The sequence below is a fragment of the Dermacoccus sp. Ellin185 genome, from assembly GCF_000152185.1.
GTDB lineage: Bacteria > Actinomycetota > Actinomycetes > Actinomycetales > Dermatophilaceae > Dermacoccus > Dermacoccus nishinomiyaensis.
In genome coordinates this window covers 1-10020 of record NZ_AEIQ01000013.1, presented here as the reverse complement: position 1 = coordinate 10020, position 10020 = coordinate 1, and the positions used below count along the sequence as shown (strand labels likewise).

Below are 10020 nucleotides of genomic sequence, written 5' to 3'. Positions count from 1 at the left end.
CGGGGGCGCCGGCGAACTGCGGCGCCATGGCCCACAGTCGCTGTGCCACGGCTGCGGCATCGTCCGGGCGTTCGTGCGGGTTCTTCGCGAGCAGCTCGGCGATGAGCACCCACAGGGCATCGGGGATGTCGTCGGGGCGCGTCGGCGCGTGATCGGCGTGCAGGCGCAGCAACGCGACGGGCGAGTCCGCGTGGAACGGCACCGCGCCGCACGCCATCTCGTACAGCGTGACGCCGAGCGCGTAGAGGTCGCCCGCACGTCCGCTCGGTTGCCCGTCGCCGAGTTCGGGCGCGAGGTACTGCGGCGTGCCAATGACGTTCGCCGTCGCCACCTGCCCCGTCTGCGTGACGAGGGAGGCCACCCCGAAGTCGGCGAGCTTCGGCACGAGAGTGCCCAGCGCGTCGGTGGACGTCTGCGTCGATGCGGCGTCGGCGGGCAAGGCAGTCTCGGTCGTAGCCCTCGACATCGCAGCCCTCGACATCGCGTCAGGATCGTCGGCGAGCAGGACGTTCTCGGGCTTGAGGTCGCGGTGCAGCACACCCGCGCCGTGGACGGCGGCGAGGCCCTGTGCGATCTGGGCGCCGAGCGTCGCGACATCGTGCGGGGTCAGGTTGCCGCGCCGTTGCAGGAGGGCGCGCAGGGAGTCGCCGGCGACGTAGTCCATGACGATCGCGAGGCGCGGGCCCTCGACGACGAGGTCGTGCACGCGGATGACGTACGGGCTGCGCAGGCCGACGAGGAGGTTGCGTTCCTGCAGGAAGCGCGCGACGACGCCGGGGTCGTCGGCGAGTTCGGGGCGCAGCAGTTTGAAGGCCAGGGTGTGGCCGTCGACGTCATGCCCGACCCACACCTGCCCCATCGCGCCCGAGCCGATCTGCCGCTCGAGCGTGTAGCGGCTTCCCAGCTGCCAACCCTCGCTCACGCCGAGTTCCCTCCCTGCCTCGTTGGGACGATCCTATGGGCGCGCCGCCGCGTCTGGGGCTACTCTCGGGCACCAACCCCGACTTGCCCGCCGACCGGCGCGTGGCGTAGGAGAGATCATGGCCATCTTCGCTGTCACCTACACGTATTCCGACGACGTCGCCGCCCGCGACGCCCACCGCCCCGAGCACCGCACCTACCTCTCGCAGGTCGAGGGCATGCTGCTGTCCGGACCCCTCGCCGAGCCCGACGGTGCGCTGCTCGTCATCGCCGCGCCCACGCGTGAGGATGTCGCCGAGCGCCTCGACCGCGACCCGTTCTTGCTCGAGGGCATCGTCGTCGAACGCACGATCCGCCCATACACGCCCGTCCTCGGCTCGCAGGCGCCGACGTTCGCCGAAAACCTCGAACGATGACGGAGACGCCACGCGAGCCCGCACCTGACAGCACGTCCGGCACCTCGTTCGTCGACACCTCGCGCCTCGCCGAGAGGGCAGACATTGACGAATCGCCGGCGTCTGAGGGCGCATCGTCGAGCCACGCAAATGTGTCGCTGTCGAACGCGGACCTGCCGGAGCCGAAGCTGCCACCGATCACGAGCGTCGTCATCGACATCGGGGACGATCGCGTCGAGGTCTTCCACCGCGACAGCGGGCCCGATGATCAGCCCGACAACGCCTCGAGTGACGGGGGTGTCGACGTCCCGGGCGTGAACGCGTCGCTCGCCGGCGAGCAGCGGGAGCACTCCGCGGCTGACGCTGCGGCCGACCCTGGTGCCGCCGACACTGAGCCCCACCCCGAAGCCGCGCCGACTGGTCGCCCGACGTATGTGCTCGTTCATGGTCTCGGCGGCAGCCTCGCCAACTGGGAGCCGTTGTGGCCGTTCCTCACCGAGCACGGTCGCGTGCTGGCGCTCGACCTCGCAGGGTTCGGCCGCACGAGTGGGTCAAACCGCTCAGCCGTCTCCGACAACGTCGATCTGCTCGCGGCGTACCTGCGTCAACTCGGTCTGAGCGACGTCGTCCTCGTCGGCAACTCGATGGGCGGGATGATCGTCGCGATGACGGCCGCGAAGCACCCTGAGCTCGTGTCGCGTCTCGTGCTCGTCGACCCCGTGCTGCCGCTGCACCCGCAGGATCGGCCGCACTGGTCCGTGCTCGTCACCTTCTCCCTCTACATGTGTCCACCCGCGGCGCGACGCGTCATCCCGCGTTACGCCGCGCGCCGCGGCATCGACCGCATGGGCGTCGAGGGCGTCCTGACGGTCGTCGCCGACCCGCATCGCGTGCCGAAGTGGGTGATGCGACGCTCCGTCGAGGAGGTCCGTGCTCTGGCCGAGAACCAGGACGCCGTGCCCGGGCTCGTGCGGGCCGCCAACTCGCTCGTCGTGGCTGCTGGAAGCCCGCGCTACCGTCGCGTGCTGAGCGAGTTGCGGGTGCCCGTCACGCTCGTGCACGGCGAGTGCGATCGCCTCGTGCCCGTCTCCGCGGCGCGTCGCATCGCCGCTCGTCACCCGGCCTGGACGTTCCTCGAAGGCCCCGGCCTCGGCCACGTGCCGATCTACGAGGCCGCGGGGTGGGTCGCACGCTGCATCGTGGGGGCGGCAGCGTCCTGACGAGCAAGACGGCCCGAGCCCGACGCCCAGCTCGGGCCGCCGATTGCCGGCGCCGTGCATGGTGTTTACCACCGCTCGCTCAGGATCGCCTCGCGCGCGCTGGTTCTGGTCGCTGGTGGATGGCACTGTGCGTGGCGGGTGTCACCGCGTGCTGACTGGCCGCCAAGGTCACGAATGTGTCACGGTGGAGTCGATCGTCCGTCATCGTGACCCACCCCGACCTTCCTGAGAGGACCCAGTGACCTTCACTCTTCGACCCGCCCGCACGCTGTCGGTGCTCGGTGCCTGCGCCGGTCTGACGCTCACGCTCGGTGCCTGCGGCAACAGCGGCGACGACCCGAGCGTGCAGGTCAGCCAGTCGAGTTCGGCCTCCGGCAAGCCCGGCGCGACACTTGCGCTGCGCAAGGCCTGCATCTCGTCGAACAGCCAGGTCGTCTCGGCGAACGCGGCGTGGAACGACGCCGTCGACTCTCACAAGGACGCCGACCTGCAGAAGGCGACGAAGACGATGGGTTCGCTCGCGGATTCGCTGCGCTCGGACGGGAAGCAGTCCGGTGATTCGTCGTTCAAGAAGAAGGCCGACGCAGCTGCGGCTCAGGTCGATGCGTTGAAGAAGGCGGAGAAGCCGGCGAAGACGGTCGACACGACGTCGTACAACAGCGCCGTCGAGGACCTCACGAGCTACTGCTCGACGATGTTCCCCCAGGCATCGAAGAGCGCCTGAGCAACGCCTCTTCGAGAGCGGCCCGCGCCGAGTCGCGGGCCGCTCTCGCTGCGTCGTAGGCCTTCTGCGCCGCCTCGACGCGGACTCGCAACCGCGCGATGCGGGCATCCATCTCGGCCAGCGCTGCCTTCTCGCGCTGCTCCTGCTCGGCCCGCCGCCTCTGGGCGCTCTCGCGCTCGGCGGCCCCACGTTCGGCTTTCTCCTGCTCGTCCTCATCCCGCCGGCTCTGGGTGTCGGCGACCTGCGGGGAGGCTCCATCCGCGGAGGAGGAAGCGGATGGGGCTGATGTCGCGGCCGCAGCACCGCGGATTCGGTCTTGGGCAGGCGTACCGCCGGCGACGAGTCGCAGCGCGGGGCGCGCAGGCGCGTCGCGGTGCGCGACGGCGTCGGTGAGGTCGACGTCGCCCCACCCGCTGTAGCTCAGTGGCCGCACGAGTGCGCGGGTCGCCACGGCGTCGGCTGCCTGCCGGTCCGCGATCGCCGCAAGCAGCGTGGCGTGCACGGCCTCGGCGAGCGAGCCGTTCAGGTCGTGCCGCGTGACGATCTGCTGCAGCAGTTCCTGCCGTCGGGCCGACAACTCCTTGAGCGTGGCCGCGTCGAGCGAGGTCTGCGCGGCACGCATCTGTTCGCCGAGGGCGAGGACGTCGCTGATGGCGCCGTCGTCGAGGTGGTTGACGGCCGCGGCCGCGGCGGTGGGCTTGCGGAGCGCGGCGATCTCGCGGGCAGCATCGCGCTCACCGGCGGTACGTGCGGCTGCGGCGAGTTCCTTGCGCACCGCGACGAAGTCGGCCGGGTCGCCGCCGTAGAGCGTCGCGACGGCCTCGGCGACGGTGCCCACGTTCATGTCGGCGCTCATGCGGCCCGGCCGGGGGGTGTGCGTCGCACGAGGGCCTGCGGGTGCCCGGCGACGGCGATTCGTGCTGGGTTCATTGCTCCATTGTCCGTCGCCACCGATAGGGTATGCACAGCCTGGCGCCCGCCTGGCGCTCGTGGGGAGGTCTTTGGTGGTCGACGCAGCGGAACGCGCACCGATCGAGCGAGTGCTCGTTCTCGTGCCGACGTACGACGAGCGGGAGAACCTGCCGGTCATCGTCGAGCGCATCCGGAGTGCCGTCCCCGACGCCGACATCCTCGTCCTCGACGACAACTCGCCCGACGGGACAGGGCAGCTCGCCGATGAGATGGCGGCGGCCGACGCCCACGTGCACGTCATGCACCGTCGCGGCAAGGAGGGCCTCGGCAAGGCCTACCTCGCCGGTTTCGCGTGGGGTCTGGAGCGCGGCTACGACGCGCTCGTCGAGATCGACGCGGACGGTTCGCACCCGGCCGAGGAACTGCCTGCGATGCTCGCGCTCGCGGCCAGCGCCGACCTCGTCATCGGCTCCCGCTGGATCAAGGGCGGCTCCGTCGTCAACTGGCCGAAGAACCGCGAGATCCTCAGCCGCGGCGCCAACGTCTACGTCCAGGCGATGCTCGGCACCCGAGTCCATGACGCGACGGCCGGGTTCCGCGTCTACCGCGCGACGCTGCTGCGCCAGATCGACCTCGCGAGCGTGACGTCAGCCGGTTACGGCTTCCAGATCGACCTGACGTGGCGCTCGATCCGGGCCGGGGCGCGCATCGTCGAGCACCCGATCCGATTCAGCGAGCGCGAACTCGGCACGTCGAAGATGTCGGGCAACATCATCAGCGAGGCGCTGCTCGCCGTCGCCGGCTGGGGTCTCGAACTGCGGCGCGAACAGGCCGGGCACCTCCTGTCGCGGGTGCGGGCGCGACGGTCCTAGCGTTCGAGGGTGATGTGGTCGGGCACCTCGTGTCCCGGGTGGGCGCACGGCGCTCAGCCCCCTGATCCCGCTCCTGCGCGTCAGGCTTTCGGATCCTCTGCGGCGGCGCCGAACACGATCGTCCGGTAGGCGACGAAGCGCAGGATGGTGCCGATTCCGATGCCGATGAGGGCGTGCACGTTCTCCCACAACGCGCCGCGGGCCCCCAGCACGTAGTGCGCGAACGCGACCCAGGCCGAGGTGGCGGCGAGTGCGACGCCGTTGACGGCGAAGAACAACACGACCTCGTGGTGCAGCGGACGGTTCTCGCGGTGACGGAACGTCCAGTACCGGTTGCCGACCCATGCGAACACGGTGGCCACGGCGCCCGAGATGATCTTCGCGGTCGTCACCTTGCCGTCGAGCGGGCCGGCGCGCAGCCAGTTGTACAGGCCCATGTCGATGAAGATGTTGAGCACGCCGATGATGCCGAACGTGCTGAGCTCGCGCCAGAACGCGGCGAGCGGGGACGACGCCGTAGTCGCCTGGTGCCCGGACGAGTCGGCCCCGAGCGATGACGCTCCGGCCGCGGGCGTCTCGTCGGGGCGCGCCGCTGCGGTCCGTGAGGTCATAACGTCCGATGCTACCCATTGCGCCTTCTGACGGGCTGAGAACGTCAGCACATCGGACGGCCGCGCAGCGCCTTTCGTCGTTCGTCGATGCGCCCGAAAACCCGTGAGTACAGTGATCGGCATCACATCGAACACTGGCGTTCGATACAGGCCGCGACGTGACGCGTCGTCCCGAGACAGTGCGTGCGACGAGACTTTGGAGGTGGGCATGGACGGGAAGAGTTTCGACGCGATCGTCGTGGGCGCGGGGCTGGCAGGTCTCGTGGCGGCGGCCGAACTGACGTCGCGGGGGCGCCGCGTCGTCGTCGTCGAGCAGGAGAATCGCGCCAATCTGGGCGCTCAGGCGCACTGGTCGTTCGGTGGGTTGTTCCTCGTCGACTCGCCCGAGCAGCGCCGCCTGCGGGTGCGCGACAGCCTCGAGCTCGCGTGGCAGGACTGGTGCGGCAGCGCCCAGTGGGACCGCCTCGAGGGTGAGGCGAACGCGTCCGGTGAGCCCCTCGGTGAGGACGTCTGGGGAAAGCGCTGGGCGCGCGCCTACGTCGAGTGGGCGGCCGGCGGCAAGCGGGAGTGGTTGCGCGAGAACGGAATCGAGCTCACGCCAATGGTCGGGTGGGCCGAGCGAGGCGACGGTCGCGCCGGGGGTCACGGCAACTCGGTGCCCCGCTTCCACATCGCGTGGGGCACCGGCACGGGCGTGAGCGGCCCCTTCGTCGAGAAGGCGCTCGATGCCGAGGCCCGGGGCCTGCTGACGTTCGCGCACCGTCATCGCGTCGACGAACTCATCGTCGAGACTCCTGCCGACGGTGGTGCTCGCGCCGTCACCGGCGTGCGCGGCAGCGTCCTCGCTCCCGACGACGCGGAGCGCGGTGTCGCGTCGAACCGCGACGTCGTCGGCGGGTTCGAGTTCACGGCGCCGTCGGTCATCGTCGCTAGCGGCGGCATCGGTGGCAACCACGACCTCGTGCGGCGCTGGTGGCCGGCGGATCTCGGCGAGGCGCCGCGTTCGATGCTGACGGGGGTGCCCGCCTACGTCGACGGGCGCATGCTCGAGATCGCCGCGGACGCGGGCGCGCGCCTCGTCAACCGTGATCGGATGTGGCACTACACCGAAGGCATCCGAAACTGGAACCCGGTGTGGCCGCAGCACGCCATCCGCATCCTGCCCGGCCCGTCGCTGCTGTGGTTCGACGCGATCGGACGTCGCATGCCGATGCCGTGCCTGCCCGGTTTCGACACGCGCGGCACGCTGCGTCACCTGCGCAGCGACCCGGCGATCCGCGCGTACGACCACTCGTGGTTCATCGTCACCCAACCGATGCTGGAGAAGGAGTTCGCCCTCTCCGGCTCGGAGCAGAACCTCGACCTGACGTCCGGGAGCCGCCGCGAGGTCGTGCGGGCGCGGCTGGCGAAGGGTGCGCCGCGAGCGGTCGCCGACTTCGTCGAGCACGGCGAGGACTTCGTCGTCGCCGAGACGCTCGAAGAGCTCGTCGCGAAGATGAACGAGTTGACGGACGAGCCGCTGCTCGATGCGGCACACGTGCGTCGGCAGATCGAGGAGCGTGACGCGCAGGTCGACAACGCGTACGGCAAGGACGTGCAGGTCATGGCGATCCACAACGCGCGCCGCTACCTCGGCGACCGGCTGGCGCGCGTGTCGGCGCCGCACCGCGTGCTCGACGAGAGGCAGGGCCCGCTCGTCGGCATCAAGCTGCACGTGCTGACGCGCAAGAGTCTCGGCGGCATCCAGACCGACCTCGACTCGCGCGTGCTCGACGCTCGCGGCCGCGTCGTGCCGGGGCTGTTCGCCGCCGGTGAGGCCGCCGGCTTCGGTGGGGGAGGCGTCCACGGCTTCAACGCGCTCGAGGGCACGTTCCTCGGAGGATGCCTGTTCTCCGGGCGAGCGGCCGGGGTGGCCGCCTCCCGAGTGGCATGACGGACGACATAGCAATTCGTGATTGAATCCGCAGGCCGAAATACGAGACGACCATGAGGGGGGCTCGGTGGCGCAGCGGAAAATCACCCAGGCGCGTGCGCACGAGACGCGCGCTCGCATCCTGACGGGCGCCGCCGAGGCATTCGCCGAGCACGGTTTCGCCGGCGCGACCATCGCCGACATCGTGACGCGCTCGGGCGTGACGAAGCGCGCGCTGTACTTCCACTTCGACACGAAGGAAGAGGTCGCCGACGCCGTCCTCGCCGCGCACACGACGTGGCTGCGCGACGCCGTCGCCGCCCTGGCGGGCTCGCCGGTGCAACGCCTCGTCGACTACGGCTACCTCACCTGTGACGGGCTCGCCGACGACCCGATCTTCCAGGCGACGGCTCGGCTCGCGATCGAGCGCGAGACCTACGGCGCGGGGCGTCCGGCGTCGTTCGGGGTGTGGCAGGAGACGACCCGCGACATGCTCGACGAGGTTGCCGCTGCGGGGTGCCTCAATGCCGGGGTCGACACGGGCGTCGTGGCGCGCATGCTCAGTGCGACCGTCCTCGGGCTGCACCTGTCAGCACGCGCGAGCGATCCGTCGTCGCGCCTGCACGCCGAGATCGAACAGTGCTGGACGCACGCCGGGGCGACCCTCGTGAGGCCCGAAGCGCTCACCGGTGTGACGCTGCGTCGCGCCCGCCCCACCGCGTGACACTCTTGGGCCATGGAACAGCAGAAGGTGGTGTCGGCGCGTGAGGCCGTGCCGTACGGCGTGCGGGTGGCCGCGTGGTGGTCGGTGTGCCTGCTCGCCATCGCCGTCGGGGTGCTCGCGTTCTTCTGGGGCGTCACGCGTCTCGGCGTCGTCACCGTCTCCTTCGTCACCGGGGTGATGTTCGCGGCGCTCCTCGCTCCGATCGTGTCGTGGCTGGTGCGGCGCGGCGTGGGGCGCACGACATCCGCGGTCATCGCGTTCTTCGTCGGTGTCGGTTCGGCTGCGGGGCTGATCGCGTTCGTCGTGGCGCAGATCGACGACTCCAGCGGCGAGTTCGCCCGACAGCTGACGCTGGCCGAGCAGGGCGCGCGGCACTGGCTCGTCGACGGGCCGCTGAAGATCGACGAAACCTCCGCGAGCCGCTACACGACCGACCTCGGAACGACGCTGAGCAACCACACGGCCGACATCGTCGGCTGGGCGGCGGCGCACGTCGGCATCGTCACGGGCGGGCTGTCGGCGCTGCTGCTCACGCTGTTCTGCGCGTTGTTCCTGCTCGCCGACGACGGCTCCATCTGGCGTTGGATCGTGCGGCTGCTGCCGCGTGGCGCGCACAACCACGTCGACCTCGCGGGCGCGGCGGCGTGGCGCACCCTCGTCGTCTACATGCGCTCGCTCGTGCTGCTCGCCCTGCTCAACGCGGCGGCGATGCTGCCCGTGCTCTGGTTCGCGGACGTGCCCCTCGCCGTCCCGCTGACCGTCGTCATCTTCCTCGGCTCGCTCATCCCGCTCGTCGGGGTGCTGCTCGCCGCGGCGCTCATGTTCGCCATCGCGTTCGTCGGCAACGGGCTCGTCACCGCGCTCGTGCTCGTCGCGATCCTCACGGTGCTCGTGCAGCTGCTCGGCAACCTCGTCAACCCCCTCATCCTCGGACGGTTCGTCGACCTGCACCCCGTCGTCATCCTGATCGGCGTGAGCGCCGGCACGCTGCTCGGCGGGGCGTTCGGCGCGTTCACGGCCGTGCCGCTCATCGCCGTCGTCAACAACATGGTCAAGGTGATGCGCAGCTACCATCTCGAGGAACACGGCGACGAGGATCTCGACGCCGTCGACGAACGTCAGCTCGAACGCCGCGCCAAGGAGGCCATGTGAACGCCGAGCGTCCCGGAGCGCTGCGGATGGCCGCGCTGCGCGTCTACCGGATGCTGCCCGCCGGGCTCAGCCACCGCATCGTGCACGCCATGCAGCCGACGTTCAGCGCCGGCGCCGTCGCCATCATCGAGCACGACGGGCGCGTGCTCGCGCTGCGTCAGGCGCACCGCAGCGGATGGTCGCTGCCTGGCGGCCTCATCGACGCCGGCGAGCAACCGCAGGACGCCGTCGTGCGTGAGGTGCGTGAGGAGACGGGCCTCGACATCGAGCCGGGCAGCGTCATGGCCACTGATTTCGACCCGGAGATCCGGCACGTCGACGTCATCTTCCGCGTCGTGTGCGACGAGCGACCCGAGGTCGAGGTGGCGAGCGAAGCCCTCGAATCCGGATGGTTCGCGCTCGACGAACTACCGCACCCCGACAAGTCGACGCGCCGCATCCAGCGCGCCGTGCGCCTTGCGCGGCAGCCATCGAGCGTGGGGCGTGTCGTCGGGCGCGGCGACTGAGGGTTCAGCCCTGCGCGCTTCTCAGCGCAGCAGCCCGGCGCGTCGTGCGAGTGCCACCGCTTCGGTGCGCG

At 70.6% G+C, this 10020-nt stretch carries 11 protein-coding genes; 8 read left to right on the top strand and 3 right to left on the bottom strand.

What is annotated here, in order from left to right; translation table 11 throughout:
- On the bottom strand, positions 1-922 hold a 922-nt coding region (locus HMPREF0321_RS00770; RefSeq protein ID WP_006943452.1), incomplete at its 3' end, for a serine/threonine-protein kinase.
- Between the two features lie 118 nt (positions 923-1040).
- Between HMPREF0321_RS00770 and HMPREF0321_RS00765 the strand changes: the two genes are divergently transcribed.
- From HMPREF0321_RS00765 to HMPREF0321_RS00755, 3 genes are all read left to right on the top strand, one after another.
- Positions 1041-1337 carry a YciI family protein gene (locus HMPREF0321_RS00765; protein ID WP_006943453.1) on the top strand — a complete coding sequence of 99 codons (297 nt, stop codon included), beginning with the start codon at positions 1041-1043 and terminating at the stop codon, positions 1335-1337.
- The gene (locus tag HMPREF0321_RS14530) at positions 1334-2536 is read left to right on the top strand and encodes an alpha/beta fold hydrolase (RefSeq protein WP_006943457.1); all 1203 of its coding nucleotides are present in this window, start codon (positions 1334-1336) and stop codon (positions 2534-2536) included. The genes HMPREF0321_RS00765 and HMPREF0321_RS14530 overlap by 4 nt, the downstream gene beginning before the upstream one ends.
- 238 nt (positions 2537-2774) lie before the next feature.
- Positions 2775-3260: a hypothetical protein gene (locus HMPREF0321_RS00755; RefSeq protein WP_006943448.1), complete on the top strand. Its 486-nt coding sequence runs from the start codon at positions 2775-2777 to the stop codon at positions 3258-3260.
- Here the strand turns inward: HMPREF0321_RS00755 and HMPREF0321_RS15785 are convergent.
- Positions 3211-4104, bottom strand: coding sequence for a hypothetical protein (locus HMPREF0321_RS15785; RefSeq protein ID WP_006943450.1), 894 nt, complete (start codon positions 4102-4104; stop codon positions 3211-3213). The genes HMPREF0321_RS00755 and HMPREF0321_RS15785 overlap by 50 nt on opposite strands.
- A gap of 160 nt (positions 4105-4264) precedes the next feature.
- Here HMPREF0321_RS15785 and HMPREF0321_RS00745 point away from each other — a divergent pair, with 160 nt between their 5' ends.
- On the top strand, positions 4265-5044 hold the full coding sequence (locus HMPREF0321_RS00745) for a polyprenol monophosphomannose synthase (protein WP_006943455.1): 780 nt from the start codon (positions 4265-4267) through the stop codon (positions 5042-5044).
- A gap of 80 nt (positions 5045-5124) precedes the next feature.
- Here HMPREF0321_RS00745 and HMPREF0321_RS00740 read toward each other — a convergent pair whose 3' ends face one another.
- Positions 5125-5655 (bottom strand): GtrA family protein, encoded by a 531-nt coding sequence (locus HMPREF0321_RS00740; RefSeq protein ID WP_006943451.1) that lies wholly within the window; start codon positions 5653-5655, stop codon positions 5125-5127.
- 208 nt (positions 5656-5863) lie between these two features.
- Between HMPREF0321_RS00740 and HMPREF0321_RS00735 the strand changes: the two genes are divergently transcribed.
- The 4 genes from HMPREF0321_RS00735 (at position 5864) to HMPREF0321_RS00720 (ending at position 9949) form a co-directional block, all read left to right on the top strand.
- On the top strand, positions 5864-7588 hold the full coding sequence (locus HMPREF0321_RS00735; protein ID WP_040014213.1) for an FAD-binding dehydrogenase: 1725 nt from the start codon (positions 5864-5866) through the stop codon (positions 7586-7588).
- Positions 7589-7655: 67 nt separating this feature from the next.
- On the top strand, positions 7656-8291 hold the full coding sequence (locus HMPREF0321_RS14520) for a ScbR family autoregulator-binding transcription factor (protein ID WP_006943449.1): 636 nt from the start codon (positions 7656-7658) through the stop codon (positions 8289-8291).
- A 12-nt stretch (positions 8292-8303) separates the two neighbouring features.
- Positions 8304-9443, top strand: coding sequence for an AI-2E family transporter (locus tag HMPREF0321_RS00725; RefSeq protein WP_006943454.1), 1140 nt, complete (start codon positions 8304-8306; stop codon positions 9441-9443).
- Entirely contained in the window at positions 9440-9949 is a 510-nt protein-coding gene (locus tag HMPREF0321_RS00720) for an NUDIX domain-containing protein (RefSeq protein WP_006943456.1), read from the top strand. Before HMPREF0321_RS00725 ends, HMPREF0321_RS00720 begins: the two co-directional genes overlap by 4 nt.
- Positions 9950-10020 lie beyond the last annotated feature (71 nt).

What these genes read in the sequence shown, in the direction of transcription:
- HMPREF0321_RS00765 (WP_006943453.1), top strand. Translation starts at nt 1,041, where the DNA reads ATGGCCATCTTCGCTGTCACCTACACGTATTCCGACGACGTCGCCGCC.
- HMPREF0321_RS14530 (WP_006943457.1), top strand. Translation starts at nt 1,334, where the DNA reads ATGACGGAGACGCCACGCGAGCCCGCACCTGACAGCACGTCCGGCACC.
- HMPREF0321_RS15785 (WP_006943450.1), bottom strand. Translation starts at nt 4,104, where the DNA reads ATGAACGTGGGCACCGTCGCCGAGGCCGTCGCGACGCTCTACGGCGGC.
- HMPREF0321_RS00740 (WP_006943451.1), bottom strand. Translation starts at nt 5,655, where the DNA reads ATGACCTCACGGACCGCAGCGGCGCGCCCCGACGAGACGCCCGCGGCC.
- HMPREF0321_RS00735 (WP_040014213.1), top strand. Translation starts at nt 5,864, where the DNA reads ATGGACGGGAAGAGTTTCGACGCGATCGTCGTGGGCGCGGGGCTGGCA.
- HMPREF0321_RS00725 (WP_006943454.1), top strand. Translation starts at nt 8,304, where the DNA reads ATGGAACAGCAGAAGGTGGTGTCGGCGCGTGAGGCCGTGCCGTACGGC.